Raw genomic sequence first — 16220 nt, 5'->3', positions numbered from 1 at the left:
CCGCTCGGAGACCTGCCGCTCTTCAATGCAGGATCTGACTGAGGAACAGCTTGGTCCTGTCGTTCACCGGGTTGGTGAAGAACACCTCCGGCTCGGCCTGTTCGACAATCTCCCCCTTGTCCATGAAGATCACCCGGTCGGCCACGGTGCGGGCGAAGCCCATTTCATGCGTCACGCAGAGCATGGTCATGCCGCTTTCGGCGAGACCGATCATGGTGTCCAGCACTTCCTTGACCATCTCCGGGTCGAGCGCCGAAGTCGGCTCGTCGAACAGCATGATCTTCGGCTTCATGCACAGCGCCCGGGCGATCGCCACCCGCTGCTGCTGGCCGCCGGAGAGCTGACCGGGAAACTTGTTGGCCTGCTCGGGAATGCGCACGCGCTCGAGATAATGCATGGCGATCTCCTCGGCCTGCCGGCGCGGCAGCTTGCGCACCCACATCGGCGCCAGGGTGCAGTTCTGCAGCACGGTCAGGTGCGGAAACAGATTGAAGTGCTGGAAGACCATGCCGACTTCGCTGCGAATCGCCTCGATCTGCTTGAGGTCGCTGGTCAGCTCGACGCCGTTGATGACGATGCGCCCCTGCTGATGCTCCTCCAGCCGATTCAGGCAGCGGATGGTGGTGGACTTGCCCGACCCGGACGGCCCGCACAGCACGATGCGTTCGCCCTGTCGCACGGAAAGGTTGATGTCCTTGAGCACATGGAACTGGCCGAACCACTTGTGCACGCCCTGCATGCGGATGACCGGCTCGCTCGCCCGCCCGGCCTGCGCGATTGAATCATTCATATCTCACTCCTAACGCTTGTGGCCGGTGTCCAGCTTGCGCTCCAGGCGCATGGAATAGCGGGACATGCCGAAACAGAACATCCAGTACACCAGCGCGGCGAACACGTAGCCTTCGGTGGACATACCCAGCCAGGCCGGGTCCGCCGTAGCGCGCTTGATGCTGTTGAGGAAATCGAACAGGCCGATGATGATCACCAGGCTGGTGTCCTTGAACAGGGCGATGAAGGTGTTGACGATGCCCGGAATCACCAGCTTCAGCGCCTGCGGCAGGATCACCAGCAACGTGCTGCGCCAGTAGCCCAGACCCATCGCTGCGGCCGCCTCGTACTGCCCTTTGGGGATTGCCTGCAGGCCGCCGCGCACCACCTCGGCGATATAGGCAGCCTCGAAGAACACCACCATCAGCATCGCCCGCAACAGCTTGTCGAGGTTCATGCCTTCGGGCAGGAACAGCGGCAGCATCACCGACGACATGAACAGCACGGTGATCAGCGGTACGCCGCGCCAGAACTCGATGAAGGTGACGCAGAGCACCCGGATGGCCGGCATGTCCGAACGTCGCCCGAGCGCCAGCAGGATGCCCAGCGGCAAGGCGCCGGCAATGCCCACCGCGGCGATCACCACGGTCAGCATCAGCCCACCCCACTGACTGGTCGGCACCGTCTGCAGCCCGAAGAATCCGCCATGCAGCAGCCAGTAGGCCAGCAGCGGATAGACCAGCAGATAGCCCAGGCCGTAGCGCAGCTTGTGCGGCATCTGCCGCAGGAACAGCGGCGCCGCGCCGATGATCGCCAGCCAGGCTGCCGCATCGACGCGCCAGCGCAGCTCCACGGGGTAGAAGCCGTACATGAACTGGCCGAAGCGAGCCTGCACGAACACCCAGCAGGCGCCCTCGCGGCTGCAATCGGCGCGGGTTTCGCCGGTCCAGTCAGCCTTGAAGATCGCCCATTCGAGCACCGGCGGCACGATCAGCCACAGCAGATACAGACCGACCAGCGTCAGCAATGTGTTGAGCCAGCTGGAGAACAGATTGGCCCGCAACCAGCCGAACGCACCGATGCTGATGGTCGGTGGCGGCAGGTCGGGCTTGAAGGTATGAATGGTCATGCGCTCACCGCTCGATCAGCGCAATGCGCTTGTTGTACCAGTTCATCAGCAGCGAAATGCTGATGCTGATGGCCAGATAGACGCTCATGGTGATGGCCATGGTTTCGATCGCCTGCCCGGTCTGGTTGAGCACCGTGCCGGCGAAGAGCGAGACCATGTCCGGATAGCCGATCGCCGCTGCGAGCGATGAGTTCTTCGCCAGGTTCAGGTATTGACTGGTCAAGGGCGGCACGATGACCCGCAGCGCCTGCGGCACGATGACCAGCCGCAGCACCTGTCCCGGACGCAGGCCGAGGGACGCGGCGGCCTCGGTCTGACCATGGCTGACCGATTGAATGCCCGCACGCACGGTTTCGCCGATGAATGCAGCGGTATAGACCGACAACGCCACGACGATCGAGACCAACTCGGGAATCACCACCCAGCCACCGCGGATATTGAAGCGCTGCAACTCGGGCACTTCCCAGCTGAACGGCGCCCCGGCAACGAGCGTCACCAGCCAGGGAATGGCGAGAAATAGCCCGAAGCTGGTCCAGAACACCGGAAACGTACGGCCCGTGGCATGGCGTCGGGCGCGGGCCCAACGGCTGAGCATGACCACCGAGGCCAACGCCACCAACAGCGCCAGCCAGAACGCCCAGAAGCCCTCGGCGGCGCTGGGTGCCGGCATCTGCACGCCACGGTTGTTGACGAATACGGCGTCCCACAGGCTCAGGCTGTTGCGCGGCCCGGGCAATGGGCTGATCACTGCGAAATAGACGAAGAAGATCAACAACAATGGTGGGATATTGCGGAATATCTCGATGTAGAGCGTCGCCAGCTGGCGGATCAGCCAGTTGCTCGAGAGCCGCCCCACGCCGAGGATGAAACCCATGATCGTGGCCAGGAATATCCCGATCACGCTGACCAGCAGGGTGTTGAGCAGCCCGACCCAGAATACGCGACCATAGCTGTCGCTCTCGCTGTAGTCGATCAGGTGCTGGGAAATGCCGAAACCGGCAGCGTTGTCGAGAAAGCCGAAGCCGGAGGTGATGCCGCGATGGGCGAGATTGGTCTGGGTGTTATGGAAAAGGTACCAACCGAATGCCACCACGGCGATGACGGCCAGAATCTGGAATAGCCAGGCCCGCGCTCGCGGATCATGCAGAAGCGATCCGCCCGCCGGACGGGGATTGTCGATGGTTCGCATCGAATGTCCTCATACCGCATCACCGGCGCGTTGTGCGCACCGGTGATACTTCTCCCTCTGGTAACGGAGCCGGTATAGCCGGCCCCGCTCGCTCAACGTACCGGCGGGGCGTACTGCACGCCGCCGTTGTTCCACAGGGCATTGAGGCCGCGTTCGATCTTCAGCTCGCTGCCGGCACCGACGTTGCGATCGAAGATCTCGCCATAGTTACCGACCTGCTTGATGATCTGTACCGCCCAGTCCTTCGGAAGCTTCAGGTCCTTGCCATATTCACCTTCGGCACCCAGCAGGCGGGCAACGTCCGGATTCTTGGTGCTTTTGGCCTTCTCCTCGACGTTTGCCGAAGTGACCCCCAGTTCCTCGGCATTGAGCATGGCGAACAGCGTCCAGCGCACGATATCGAACCACTCCTCATCGCCCTGGCGAACCGCCGGGCCCAGGGGCTCCTTGGATATCACCTCAGGCAATACGACATAGTCATCAGGCTTCGCCAGCTTGATGCGCTGGGCATAGAGCTGGGACTGGTCAGAGGTGAGCACGTCGCAGCGCCCGGACTCCAGCGACTTGGCGCTTTCATCAGAGGTGTCGTAGGTGATGGGGGTGTAGTTGTGGCCGTTGGCGCGGAAATAGTCGGAGAGATTCAGCTCCGTGGTGGTGCCGGCCTGGATGCATACCGTGGCCCCATCAAGCTCCTTGGCGCTCTTGACGCCGAGTTCCTTGTTTACCAGGAAGCCCTGCCCGTCGTAGTAGGTCACGCCGGTAAAATTCAACCCCATCGCTGCATCTCGCGAGCTCGTCCAGGTGGTGTTGCGCGACAGCATATCCACCTCGCCCGACTGCAGCGCGGTGAAGCGCTCCTTGGCGGTCAGTGGGCTGTACTTGACCTTGCTCGCGTCGCCGAACAGCGCGGCGGCGACTGCTCGACAGACATCAACGTCGAGCCCCTGGTACTGGCCCTTGGCGTCGGCGAACGAAAACCCTGGCAGGCCATCGCTGATGCCGCACTGCACGAATCCCTTCTTCTGCACCGCATCGAGGGTCGCCCCTGCCTGCGCCAACCCACTCATACCCAGCAGTGACGCAGCACCCAGCGCAGCCAGTGTGGATTTCACCCTAATCATCGAAACCTCCAGTTTGCTTTCTTATTCTCGGGTTCGGGCCATGAACCACTTCGATGTACCGACGGGGCAAACGAAGCGGTGCCAGCCTGACCTGAGTCTAGTCGCCCATGGATGAACGGCAACGTTGTTTGTCATTGCCTCGACTCGCCCCTGCAGGCCGATCCCTTAAGAGCAGGCAGCACAAAGCAAGCGGCGTACCAGCTCGCCGGGAACGCCCGCCGACGTACCACCGCGGGTTCTAACGTCACGCCGTAGCGGGTAACCTCGCGCTATTTCCTCACTGGCGGCGGACAGAGCGCCCCAAGAAGAGGCAACCGTACCCAGACCGGAGCCGATCCATGACTACCCCGCTGATTCTCGAGCCGTCCAACAGCGCCGACGCCTGCGTCATCTGGCTGCACGGCCTGGGCGCCGACCGTTACGACTTCCTGCCGGTTGCCGAAGCCCTGCAACAACGGCTGCTTAGCACGCGCTTCGTCCTGCCACAGGCGCCGACGCGTCCGGTGACCATCAACGGTGGTTGGAGCATGCCAAGCTGGTACGACATCCTTGCCATGAGCCCGGCCCGCGCGATCAACCGTGACCAGTTGGAAGCTTCAGCACAACAGGTCATCTCGTTGCTCGAGGCGCAACGCGATGCCGGGATCGATCCGGCACGCATCTTCCTGGCCGGCTTCTCCCAGGGCGGTGCGGTCGTCCTGCACACAGCGTTTCTACGCTGGCAGGGACCGCTGGGCGGCGTCATCGCGCTTTCGACCTACGCGCCCACCTTTACCGAGCCGTCGGCGTTCGCCCCGGCCGCACTGCAGTATCCGGTACTGTGCCTGCACGGCAGCCGCGACGATGTCGTGCCTATGGCGATGGGCCGCGCCGCCTTTCAAACCCTGCAGGACGCAGGCGTCACCGCGGCGTGGCACGACTATCCGATGGGCCATGAAGTGCTGCCGGAGGAAATTCGCGACATCGGCGCCTGGCTCGCTGAACGTCTTGGCTGACCAGGCGCATCAGAGGAAGCTGGACGTGCGACTATCCGTGGCAGCGCGCCGCTTCACACCTGCCATCGTCCGACCGCCTACCACGTCGGCCACCCGTGCCAGGCGGGAGGCTTCGCCACATTTGCGTCTTGCATTACACTGACGCGCGATTCTTTCCCATTTCGACGACGAGAAGACCGTGCTCAAAGCACTCAAGAAAATCTTTGGCAAGGCCCCGGACGAGCGGGCCGCCACAACGACTGGTGCCGCATCTGCCAGCCACGAACGGCAAACCGACCCCGTGACCCAGCAGGTCGCGACGAACGAAGCCCAACCCAAGCCGCAAGCCACCCAGCGCACCGCTGAAAAGCCACGCCGCCAGCGCAGCAGCAAACCGCCCAAACCCGCCGCCCCGGCCTGGAAGCTGGAAGACTTCGTGGTCGAACCGGCCGAAGGCAAGACCCGCTTCCATGACTTCAAGCTCGCACCAGAGCTGATGCACGCCATTCACGACCTGGGCTTCCCTTATTGCACGCCGATCCAGGCTCAGGTGCTCGGCTACACACTCGCTGGAAGGGACGCCATCGGTCGCGCCCAGACCGGCACGGGCAAGACCGCTGCATTTCTGATTTCCACCATTACCCAGTTGCTCGAGACGCCGCCACCGAAAGACCGCTACATGGGCGAGCCGCGCGCACTGATCATCGCCCCCACCCGTGAGCTGGTGGTGCAGATCGCCAACGATGCGCTGGACCTGACCAAGTACACCGGTCTCAACGTGATGAGCTTTGTCGGCGGCATGGATTTCGACAAGCAGCTCAAACAGCTGGAGTCGCGTTACTGCGACATCCTCGTGGCAACTCCCGGCCGCCTGCTGGATTTCAACCAGCGCGGTGAGGTGCACCTGGACATGGTCGAGGTGATGGTCCTCGACGAGGCCGACCGCATGCTCGACATGGGCTTCATCCCGCAGGTCCGCCAGATCATTCGGCAGACCCCGCCCAAGAGCGAACGTCAGACCCTGCTGTTCTCCGCCACCTTCACCGATGACGTGATGAACCTGGCACAGCAATGGACCACCAACCCCGCCGTGGTCGAGATCGAACCGGAGAACGTCGCCAGCGATACCGTCGAGCAGCACGTCTACGCCGTAGCCGGCAGCGACAAGTACAAGCTGCTGTACAACCTGATTACCCAGAACGACTGGACGCGGGTGATGGTATTCGCCAACCGCAAGGACGAAGTGCGACGCATCGAGGAACGCCTGACCAAGGACGGCATCAGTGCCGCGCAGATGTCCGGCGACGTCCCGCAGCACAAGCGCATCCGCACGCTGGAGGGCTTTCGCGAGGGCAAGATTCGCGTGCTGGTGGCCACCGACGTCGCCGGTCGCGGCATTCACGTCGATGGCATCAGCCATGTGATCAACTTCACCCTACCGGAAGACCCGGACGATTACGTGCACCGCATCGGCCGGACCGGCCGCGCCGGCACCAGCGGCACCTCCATCAGCTTCGCTGGCGAGGACGACGCCTTCGCTCTGCCGCCCATCGAGGCACTGATCGGCCGCAAGATCCAGTGCGAGATGCCGCCGGCGGAACTGCTTGCGCCCGTCCCCCGCTCGCGCTGAACCCCTTGCTGCCCGGAGCCTGCCCAGGCGAGCCGGCGACTGGCACCGATGACCTGGGTCAGGCCGCTTCTGACTCGAAGCGACTAAAGTAGTATCCAGGTATCGAATCAGGAGGATCACCGATGGACAGCATGCACTGGTTATTGACCCTCATCGTCGTCGGTTTTGTCCTACTCTGCGTGGGCTTCAACTACCGGGACAAACAATGGGGCGTCGGACTGCTGAGCCTAGGCATCCTCACCATGTTCTCGACGCTGGCCTTCAAGATGTACATCACCTTCTACTGAAGGCTCAGCTCTTCTCGTTCCAGCGCTCGACTGCCAGCTGATCGCTGGCACGGCCCTCTACCCAGCGTGGCCCGGCCGCGGTGCTTTCCTTCTTCCAGAATGGCGCGCGCGTTTTCAGGTAGTCCATGACGAAGCGACAGGCGTCGAAGGCGGCGTCGCGATGGGCACTGGCCGCACCGACGAACACGATCGGCTCGCCAGGCTCCAGCGATCCAACGCGGTGCAGCACATCCAGGCGCAGCAGTGGCCAGCGATGCTCGGCCTCCTGCACGATCTTCTCCAGCGCCCTCTCCGTCATGCCGGGGGCATGTTCGAGAAACATGCCGGCCACGTCCTGTCCGTCATTGAAGTCACGCACATAGCCGACGAAGCCGGCCACCGCACCGATGCCCAGGTTGGCGGCGTGCAGCGCGTTAAGCTCCGCGCCGGGATCGAACGAGGCCTGTTGAACACGAACCGCCATGCTCAACCTCCGGTCACGGTAGGAAAGAACGCCACCTCGTCGCCATCGGCAACGGCTTCTTCTAGGCCACACAGTTCCTGATTGCGCGCGCACATCAGGTTCTGCTCGCCGAGCACCTCCCAGACGCCGCCGCGCGCCAACAAATGTCGGCGGACGTCATCCACGCTGCCGAGCGACTCATCCCATTGGATGCGCTCGCCATCGCTGCCGAGGGTTTCCCGATATCGGGCGAAGAACTGAACCGAAATCATGCCTGCACCTGCCAATGTCCGCTCTTGCCGCCGAGTTTTTCCAACAACCGCACCCCTTCGATCACCATGCCGCGGTCCACGGCCTTGCACATGTCGTAGATGGTCAACGCGGCGACGCTGGCAGCGGTCAGCGCCTCCATCTCCACCCCCGTCTGGCCCGCCAGTTTGCAGGCCGCGCGGATCAATACGCTGTCGTCACCATCGGCCTGCAGTTCGACCTTGATGCTGGTCAGCAGCAGCGGGTGACAGAGCGGAATCAGTTCATGGGTTTTCTTCGCCGCCTGGATGCCGGCGATGCGTGCCACGGCGAATACGTCGCCCTTGGGATGGCCGCCCTGCTGAATCATCTGCAGGGTCTGCGGCAGCATGCGCACGCGTGCCTCGGCCACGGCCTCGCGCGCCGTCACGGCCTTGTCGGTGACGTCGACCATGCTGGCGCGGCCTTGCGAATCGAGATGGGTGAGCATTTGGCGCTCCTGAGCTGAAAATCAGGAGTCTACCCCAGCCGCCGGCGATGGACCCGCCTCGTAAGAGGTACTCCGGGCATCGCCAGCCTCGAGCCCTCTACATGTGCGCTTCGGCGTATTCGGCCAGTACCGAGCGCGGCACGCCCTGCAGGGTGATATGCACGCCGTGGGAGAAGTCCTTGAAGCGTTCGGTGAGGTAGGTCAATCCGGAACTGGTAGCGGACAGATAGGGCGTATCGATCTGCGCCAGGTTGCCCAGACACACCACCTTCGAACCGTTGCCCGCACGGGTGATGATGGTCTTCATCTGGTGCGGCGTGAGGTTCTGGCATTCGTCGATCAGGATCAGGCTCTGCTGGAAACTGCGCCCGCGGATGTAGTTCAGCGATTTGAACTGCAGCGGCACCTTTTGCAGGATGTAGTCGATGCTACCGTGGGTGTTCTCGTCCTCCATGTGCAGCGCTTCGAGGTTATCGGTGATCGCGCCGAGCCAGGGCTCCATCTTCTCGGCCTCGGTGCCGGGCAGAAAGCCGATGTCCTCGTCCAGCCCCTGGACGCTGCGGGTGGCGATGATGCGCCGGTAGCGCTTGCTGACCACGGTCTGCTCGATGGCTGCAGCCAGGGCCAGAATGGTCTTGCCCGAACCGGCGGCGCCGGACAGGTTGACCAGATGAATATCCGGGTCGAGCAGCGCGAACAATGCCAGCGCCTGATGAATATCACGCGGACGTAGGCCCCAGGCTTCCTGATGCAGCAGCGGCTCCTGGTGCAGGTCGAGCAGCAGCAGCTCATCGGCCTTGATGCCCTTGATCCAACCCACGAAGCCCTGTTCGTCGATGATGAACTCGTTGATATGGACGGCCGGTAGATTGTCGGTCAGCTGCACCCGATGCCAGGTACGTCCGTGCCCCTGATGGGTTTCCACCTTGCTCACGCGATCCCAGAACGAGCCGGTAACGCTGTGATAGCCCGGCGAAAGCTGTCCGACATCGTCGACCAGCTGGTCGGTATGGTAGTCCTCCGCCGCCACGCCACAGGCCCGCGCCTTCAGGCGCATGTTGATGTCCTTCGTGACGAGTACCACCGGCACCCCGGGCCGCTGTTTGCTCAGCTCGACCACCTGATTGATGATCTTGTTGTCGTTCAGGTCCTCTGGCAGCGCGCTGGATTCACCGCGCTTGCTCATCAGAATCGAAAGGCTGCCGCACGGCCCGCTTTTGCCACGCTGGATCGGCACACCCAGTTCGACTTCCTCGGGCGTGGCATCGCCCAGCAGCCTGTCGATCAGACGAATCGCCTGGCGGCACTCGGCGGCCACGCTGTGCTTACCGGTCTTGAGCTGATCGAGCTCCTCCAGCACGGTCATGGGTATCGCGACCTGGTGCTCCTGGAAATTCAGCAAGGCATTGGGATCGTGGATCAGAACGTTCGTGTCGAGGACGTAGAGCGTGGGCTGGGTCGCGCGGGATCTGCCGTAGTCATCCATACCGATCACCTTTTTCTAGGGTCAGAAGCGAAGCGGATACGCGCTCCGCCGCAGAGTGACCGCCGTGCGATTGAGGTGAGCGGACGAGGGAAGCCAGTGGATTCGGGGCTACCCAGGAGCCGCCACCTGTGTCGCAGGGTTCGGCGGTCTGGATTCGGTAATACCGTAAAACTTATGACAGACAAAAGACTTTTCCGTTGAATGTCGGTTTTTTTTCACGAATCGACCGCAGGTGCTTGGCTCACTCCGTTTTCACGCGTTAATGTCGACGATCAAGGTGTGCGCTTTCGCCGCAGCGATTCACCTCGGCAGTGATGTGCACCAGCTGGGTAAAGGGCTGCAGCGCGGCCTTGTAGCGATCGGCGGTATGTCCCTGATGCGTGACCACGCTGATGATGCAGCTGTACTGCGAACGCCCTACACGCCACAGGTGCAGGTCGGTCACTTCGGTATCGGGCACCCGTTCCAACGCTTCGCGAACCTGCTCGACGAGTGGGTCATCCATCTCCCGATCCAGCAACGCCATCGCCGTATCCCGCAACAAACCACGCGCCCATACGAGAATCACCACGGCACCGACGATGCCCATGGCCGGATCGAGCCAGCCCCAGCCAAACAACTTACCCCCCAGCAAGGCGACGATGGCCGCCACCGACGTCAGGGCATCGGTTAGCACATGGATGAAGGCGGCATGACGGTTGAGGTCCTTGCCTGACGCCCCATGTGCATGCGCATGGCCCTGCTCGTTATGGCTATGGCCGTGATCGTGCTGATCACGCAACAGCCAGGCCGATAGCAGATTCACCAGCAGGCCGATCACCGCAACCAGCAACGCCTCATCGAAGCCGATCGCCGCAGGCGACCAGAATCGCTGCAGCGACTCGCCGATCATGAACAGCGCCACGACTACCAGCAGAAGCGCACTGGCGAAGCCGGCGAGCACCTCGATCTTCCAGGTGCCAAAAGCGAAGCGCTGGTCCGTCGCGTAGCGTCGCGCCAGTAGATAGGCAAGCGCAGACAGACCGATCGCGACCATGTGCGAAGCCATGTGCCAGCCGTCCGCCAGCAATGCCATCGAGTTGAACCAGTAACCGGCGACTATCTCCACCACCATGGTCAGCCCGGTAAGCAGCACCACGCCCCAGGTCTGCCGCTCCGCGCGGCGTTCCAGAGGACGGTAGTCGTGTGGCGGCTGCCATTGCGCGTGATTGCAATCAGTCATACGAACTCCCGAATCGATGGCCACAGCTTGCACCTCGTCATGCAGGTAAGGTCAACAGCGCGTCTATGGCATCCATAGCTGGAGCCGCTCCGGTCACCACCCTACAATCGCGCCATCAGAAAGGAGACCGTACATGCTGATGGTGATTTCCCCAGCCAAGACACTCGATTACGAAACACCACCGATAACCGAACGTTTCACCCTGCCGCAGCACCTCGACCATTCGCAGCAACTGATCGAACTGCTTCGAGACTATTCGCCAGCGCAGATCAGCGAACTCATGCACCTCTCGGACAAGCTGGCTGCGCTCAATGTGGCCCGTTACGGCAGCTGGACCGCCGAGTTCACGCCGGACAACGCTAAACAGGCCTTGCTGGCCTTCAAGGGCGACGTCTACACCGGGCTCAATGTCGACGATTTCACCGACGACGATCTGCTGTTCGCCCAGCAGCATCTACGCATGCTTTCGGGGCTCTACGGGCTGCTGCGTCCACTCGACCTGATGCAGCCCTATCGACTGGAAATGGGCACCAAGCTCGTCAACCCGCGCGGCAAGGACCTATACGCGTTCTGGGGAGAGCGAATCAGCGACTGGCTGAACGAAGCCCTTCGCGAACAGGGCGACGATGTTCTACTGAACCTGGCGTCCAATGAATATTTCAGTTCAGTCAAGCGCAAGGCGCTGAATGCGCGGGTCATCGAGGTCGATTTCAAGGACATGAAGAATGGCCAGTACAAGATCATCTCGTTCTATGCCAAAAAGGCGCGCGGCCTGATGGCACGCTGGGTGATCAAGGAACGCATTGCCAAGCCCGAACAGCTCTCGGCGTTCGATTACGAGGGCTATCGCTTCAGCGCGGACGATTCCTCGGCCAACCATCTGGTATTCCTGCGCGATACCGACCAGCAGTAACCGTAGCCGCGGCGCCAACCCGCCGGTTGGCGCCGCCCTGCCCGCACGGGCAGCACGAACTCATCCCGCCGCGCCTGACAGCGCACCGAGGCCCGCCGTGGTCTCACCCTTAAGCAGCCATCGCCCGCTGAAACCGTTCGAAAAATCTCACCGATCAACGGCAATCCACGCGGGAACTATCGCGCATGGCCGGCAATCATAAGCGCGTACCGACAATTCCAGGTGGAAAGGGACGTCGCACATGAACGTGCATTGGGTCACCAATCATGCAATTCGCTCCGCTTCCGGTCGCATGACGGCTGCGGCAGGAGCGAAACCTCGGGCAGCCAGACTGCCGGACATCAGGCCAACGGCCGAGGCGTCGACCAGTGCCAACGCGGCACTCGGGCAGACATACGCCGAGCAAGGCACGAACAGAGGGTTACGGCCATGCAACAGCAGCGCTCCTTGCCGACCGGCAGACATCACGCATCGCTCACGACGATGGCGCTCTTCGTCGTGCCGTCGGCCATCGGAGATTCGCCGTGCCGACATTTCTGACCGGCAATCAACCACAGCGCCATCGGGCCTGAGCGGTCCTGGCGCAACCAACGCCGGCCATTGAGACCTGACAGCAGATTCCATTCCCGAGGCGGTGCCTCGGGACCGAGCGGCTATCGCTCCGAGCGATCGGCGATTCCCTCGATGAACAACCCGGGCGCTGCCAGATGGCCGGCGTCGACGAACAAGTAGAACGACCTTCGAAACGATTCAGGAGAGAGCACTATGATCCCGGTTATTCTTTCAGGTGGCAGCGGTTCCCGACTGTGGCCCCTTTCCCGCAAGTCGTTCCCCAAGCAGTTCCTGGCCCTGACCGGTGAACAGACATTGTTTCAGCAGACCGTCGAGCGCCTGGCTTTCGACGGCATGCAGCAGCCTCTGCTGGTGTGCAACAAGGACCATCGCTTCATCGTCAAGGAGCAGCTGGCGGCGCGCAAACTGGGCGTCCAGGGCCTTCTGCTCGAGCCCTTCGGTCGCAACACGGCGCCGGCCATCGGCATCGCCGCGATGAAGCTGATCGAAGAAGGCCGCGACGAGCTGCTGCTGGTCCTGCCGGCCGATCATGTGATCGAAGACCAGAAGGCTTTCCAGCGCTCCCTGGCACTGGCAACCAACGCCGCCGAGAACGGTGAGATGGTGCTCTTCGGCGTCCCACCGACCCGCCCCGAAACGGGCTATGGCTACATTCGTGGCAGCCAGGACGCCAATGCGGGCCTGCCAGAAGGCATCAAGCGCGTCGCCCAGTTCGTCGAGAAGCCCGATGAGGCACGTGCCCAGAGCTATCTGGAATCTGGCGACTACTACTGGAACAGCGGCATGTTCCTGTTTCGCGCCAGCGTCTTCCTGGATGAATTGAAAAAGCACGACCCGGACATTTACGACACCTGCTGGGCAGCGCTCGAGCGCAGCGTGAAGAATGGCGATGAAGTGCTGATCGACCCAGCGACCTTCGCCTGCTGCCCGGACAACTCCATTGACTATGCCGTGATGGAAAAGACGCAACTGGCCTGCGTGGTGCCGATGTCTGCGGGCTGGAGCGATGTCGGCTCCTGGTCCTCGATCTGGGACGTGCATGAAAAGGACGAGAACGGCAATGTGCTCAAAGGCGATGTGATCGCCGAAGACACGCGCAATTGCCTGGTTCACGGCAACGGCAAACTGGTCACCGTGCTGGGTCTGGAAGATGTCGTCGTGGTGGAAACCAAGGACGCCATGATGGTCGCTCACAAGGACAAGGTGCAGGACGTCAAGAAACTGGTGAGCAAGCTCGATGCCCAGGACCGCAGCGAAACCAAGAATCACTGTGCCGTCTACCGGCCGTGGGGCTGGTACGACTCGGTGGATATGGGCGGCCGCTTCCAGGTCAAGCGTATCTGCGTTAATCCCGGCGCCAGCTTGTCACTGCAGATGCATCACCACCGGGCAGAGCACTGGATCGTGGTTTCCGGTACAGCGCAGGTTACATGTAACGAGAAGACCTTCCTGCTCACCGAAAACCAGTCGACTTATATTCCGATCACCTCGGTACATCGCCTGGCCAACCCTGGCAAGATTCCGCTGGAGATCATCGAAGTCCAGTCCGGCAGCTATCTGGGTGAAGACGACATCGAGCGTTTCGATGATGTTTATGGTCGCGCGGAGCAGAGCAACGAAGCCAAAGTGGCCCGTTGATCACTTCAACCGATAGTGAAAAGCCCGCGCACATTGCGGGCTTTTCTTTTTCCATGCCCCCTGGCCCGCCTTGCTCGAAAGCAGGCATACTTTCACTCGCTTGGCGCGGATGCTGATTTCCGTACGGACAGCGATGTACGTTCACGCCTATTTTTTTGAACTACGCCTCGCTTCTCCGGCTTGCGCCCATTCTGCGCAAACCTTTTCAATTGAACCACGTCATAACAATCACGGTTACCGGGAAAACTCCGGCAAACTTCAGTTACAACTAGGCAATTCCAGGCAACTTACAAGCAATCGCTTCAATACAGGATCTCTTACGTGACGAAAGACGAACTGCGCGCCGAACTCGAACGCCAGGCACAGCGCTTTACGAAAGTCTACGGAGGCGAGATTACGACCTATGCCGCCGAACGCGAGCCTGAGCGTAAACCCTGGCGGAAAAAACCTTCGCTTAGAGATCAGGTGTTTCAACAGGAACTCGAGAAGCTCGAACAGGAAAAACGTGCCGGATTCGAGAGTTCGGCTGCACCACAAGCCTGAACGCTAACCAAACGACAGTCGAAGCGCCGCGCACCGCAATAAGGGTGCTGCATCGATAGCTCAGCAGAAATTCTTTAATTCAGCGCTTACCGCCCAGTAGCGAGCCCAGCAGCCCCCTGGCCAGTTGTCGGCCCAGTTGGCCAGCCGCCTGACTCAGGGCACTTTTCACGACTCGCCCGGCCAGCTCACCCAGATCGATGTCGTCACGCCCCCTGCCCTGCTTCGGCTTTTGCGCCTGCGGCTCGCTGGCCTGCCTGGCGCGAGCACTCAATATTTCGTACGCGGATATCCGGTCGACAGGCTTGTCGTAATGACCTCGCAGGGCAGAGCCGGCGATCAGCGCCGCACGCTCCGCATCACTCAATGGCCCGATGCGTGATTGCGGGGGCGCGATCGCCACTCGCTGCACCATGGCCGGCATACCCTTTTCCTCCAGCCCACCGACCAGCGCCTCGCCAATCCCCAGCTCCGTCAGGACCTCCAGCGTCTCGAAATCCGGATTGGCGCGAAAACCGTCAGCCACTGAGCGCAACGCCTTCTGCTCTCTGACGGTGAAAGCGCGGAGCCCGTGCTGGATGCGCAACCCCAGCTGCGCCAGCACCTGATCAGGGAGATCGCTCGGCGATTGCGTTACGAAATACACGCCAACCCCCTTGGAGCGGATCAGCCGGACCACCTGGACCAGACGTTCCTGCAGTGCCTTCGGCGTATCGCCGAAGAGCAGGTGCGCCTCATCGAAGAACAGCGCAAGCAGCGGCCGGTCGGCGTCACCGCGCTCCGGTAGCTGTTCGAACAGTTCGGCCAGCAGCCAGAGCAGAAAGGTCGCATACACCTTTGGCGCCTCATGCACCAGCACACTGGCATCGAGCAAATGGATAGGGCCACGCCCATCAGCGGCAGGCCGCAGCAGATCCTCAAGCTGCAGCGCGGGCTCGCCGAACAGCGCCTCGGCGCCCTGCTGCTCCAGCGTCGCCAGACGCCGTAGCAACGCCTGGGAAGATGCTCCGGTGAACAATGCACTGTCCTCGCCGAGCAGCTCGGGTTCTGCCTTGAGATGGGCGAGCAGCGCCTTGAGGTCTTTCAAATCCAGCAGCAGCAAGCCTTGCTGATCCGCCACCTTGAACGCCGCATACAGCGCCGACTGTTGACTGTCTGTCAGCTGCAGGAGATTACCGAGCAGCAGCGGGCCCATTTCGCTCAGAGTCGTTCTCAGCGGATGGCCGCTGCGACCATGCACATCCCACAGGGTGACGGGATAGGCCCGCGGCTGGTGCTGCAGCCACGGCATGCTGGCGATGCGTTCGGCGATCTTGCCCTGCGGCGCGCCTGCAGCACCGAGACCGCAGAGGTCGCCCTTGATGTCAGGGGCAAAAACCGCAACGCCGGCATCGCTGAATTGCTCGGCCAGGCGCTGCAGGGTTACGGTCTTGCCAGTGCCGGTCGCGCCAGCGATCAGGCCATGCCGATTGGCCAGTCGCAGGGACTGAGTGCTGGGCTCGCCGGTTACCTCGGCGCCGAGTACCAACCGATCGTTCGAAGCCTTCATCAACCCTCTCCTTCTCGTTC

At 62.0% G+C, this 16220-nt stretch carries 16 protein-coding genes; 6 read left to right on the top strand and 10 right to left on the bottom strand.

What is annotated here, in order from left to right; translation table 11 throughout:
* Window positions 1-22: 22 nt before the first annotated feature.
* From OUY36_RS05675 to OUY36_RS05660, 4 genes are all read right to left on the bottom strand, one after another.
* Entirely contained in the window at window positions 23-790 is a 768-nt protein-coding gene (locus OUY36_RS05675; protein WP_063544679.1) for an amino acid ABC transporter ATP-binding protein, read from the bottom strand.
* Between the two features lie 9 nt (window positions 791-799).
* Window positions 800-1897 carry an amino acid ABC transporter permease gene (locus OUY36_RS05670; protein ID WP_063544677.1) on the bottom strand — a complete coding sequence of 366 codons (1098 nt, stop codon included), beginning with the start codon at window positions 1895-1897 and terminating at the stop codon, window positions 800-802.
* 4 nt (window positions 1898-1901) lie between these two features.
* Window positions 1902-3086, bottom strand: a complete 1185-nt coding sequence (locus tag OUY36_RS05665; RefSeq protein ID WP_063544675.1) for an amino acid ABC transporter permease — start codon at window positions 3084-3086, stop codon at window positions 1902-1904.
* Between the two features lie 92 nt (window positions 3087-3178).
* Window positions 3179-4207: an amino acid ABC transporter substrate-binding protein gene (locus tag OUY36_RS05660; protein WP_063544673.1), complete on the bottom strand. Its 1029-nt coding sequence runs from the start codon at window positions 4205-4207 to the stop codon at window positions 3179-3181.
* A 338-nt stretch (window positions 4208-4545) separates the two neighbouring features.
* Between OUY36_RS05660 and OUY36_RS05655 the strand changes: the two genes are divergently transcribed.
* From OUY36_RS05655 to OUY36_RS05645, 3 genes are all read left to right on the top strand, one after another.
* Window positions 4546-5202: an alpha/beta hydrolase gene (locus tag OUY36_RS05655; RefSeq protein ID WP_200600034.1), complete on the top strand. Its 657-nt coding sequence runs from the start codon at window positions 4546-4548 to the stop codon at window positions 5200-5202.
* A gap of 178 nt (window positions 5203-5380) precedes the next feature.
* Window positions 5381-6811: an ATP-dependent RNA helicase RhlB gene (gene rhlB, locus OUY36_RS05650; RefSeq protein WP_063544669.1), complete on the top strand. Its 1431-nt coding sequence runs from the start codon at window positions 5381-5383 to the stop codon at window positions 6809-6811.
* 131 nt (window positions 6812-6942) lie between these two features.
* A complete protein-coding gene (locus tag OUY36_RS05645) occupies window positions 6943-7098 on the top strand; it encodes a hypothetical protein (protein WP_162621546.1) in 156 nt (51 codons plus the stop codon).
* Between the two features lie 4 nt (window positions 7099-7102).
* Here the strand turns inward: OUY36_RS05645 and moaE are convergent, their stop codons facing one another.
* From moaE to dmeF, 5 genes are all read right to left on the bottom strand, one after another.
* Window positions 7103-7561 carry a molybdopterin synthase catalytic subunit MoaE gene (gene moaE / locus OUY36_RS05640; protein WP_013982032.1) on the bottom strand — a complete coding sequence of 153 codons (459 nt, stop codon included), beginning with the start codon at window positions 7559-7561 and terminating at the stop codon, window positions 7103-7105.
* A gap of 2 nt (window positions 7562-7563) precedes the next feature.
* Window positions 7564-7812 (bottom strand): MoaD/ThiS family protein, encoded by a 249-nt coding sequence (locus OUY36_RS05635; protein WP_133456091.1) that lies wholly within the window; start codon window positions 7810-7812, stop codon window positions 7564-7566.
* Window positions 7809-8279 carry a cyclic pyranopterin monophosphate synthase MoaC gene (moaC, locus tag OUY36_RS05630; protein WP_063544663.1) on the bottom strand — a complete coding sequence of 157 codons (471 nt, stop codon included), beginning with the start codon at window positions 8277-8279 and terminating at the stop codon, window positions 7809-7811. Before moaC ends, OUY36_RS05635 begins: the two co-directional genes overlap by 4 nt.
* 97 nt (window positions 8280-8376) lie before the next feature.
* Window positions 8377-9765, bottom strand: a complete 1389-nt coding sequence (locus tag OUY36_RS05625) for a PhoH family protein (RefSeq protein ID WP_063544661.1) — start codon at window positions 9763-9765, stop codon at window positions 8377-8379.
* 259 nt (window positions 9766-10024) lie between these two features.
* The gene (gene dmeF / locus OUY36_RS05620; RefSeq protein ID WP_267937126.1) at window positions 10025-10987 is read right to left on the bottom strand and encodes a CDF family Co(II)/Ni(II) efflux transporter DmeF; all 963 of its coding nucleotides are present in this window, start codon (window positions 10985-10987) and stop codon (window positions 10025-10027) included.
* 133 nt (window positions 10988-11120) lie between these two features.
* Here dmeF and yaaA point away from each other — a divergent pair, with 133 nt between their 5' ends.
* The 3 genes from yaaA (at window position 11121) to OUY36_RS05605 (ending at window position 14654) form a co-directional block, all read left to right on the top strand.
* The gene (gene yaaA, locus OUY36_RS05615; protein WP_156244405.1) at window positions 11121-11900 is read left to right on the top strand and encodes a peroxide stress protein YaaA; all 780 of its coding nucleotides are present in this window, start codon (window positions 11121-11123) and stop codon (window positions 11898-11900) included.
* A 765-nt stretch (window positions 11901-12665) separates the two neighbouring features.
* Entirely contained in the window at window positions 12666-14111 is a 1446-nt protein-coding gene (locus tag OUY36_RS05610; RefSeq protein ID WP_063544655.1) for a mannose-1-phosphate guanylyltransferase/mannose-6-phosphate isomerase, read from the top strand.
* 321 nt (window positions 14112-14432) lie between these two features.
* Window positions 14433-14654, top strand: a complete 222-nt coding sequence (locus OUY36_RS05605; protein ID WP_110777896.1) for a hypothetical protein — start codon at window positions 14433-14435, stop codon at window positions 14652-14654.
* Window positions 14655-14733: 79 nt separating this feature from the next.
* Here OUY36_RS05605 and OUY36_RS05600 read toward each other — a convergent pair whose 3' ends face one another.
* Entirely contained in the window at window positions 14734-16200 is a 1467-nt protein-coding gene (locus OUY36_RS05600) for a helicase HerA-like domain-containing protein (protein WP_253747627.1), read from the bottom strand.
* Window positions 16201-16220: the final 20 nt, after the last annotated feature.

The organism is Stutzerimonas sp. R40042 (assembly GCF_026642215.1).
Classification (GTDB): domain Bacteria; phylum Pseudomonadota; class Gammaproteobacteria; order Pseudomonadales; family Pseudomonadaceae; genus Stutzerimonas; species Stutzerimonas frequens.
The sequence above is the reverse complement of the archived record's forward strand: the minus strand, read 5'-3'. Positions and strand labels throughout refer to the sequence as shown.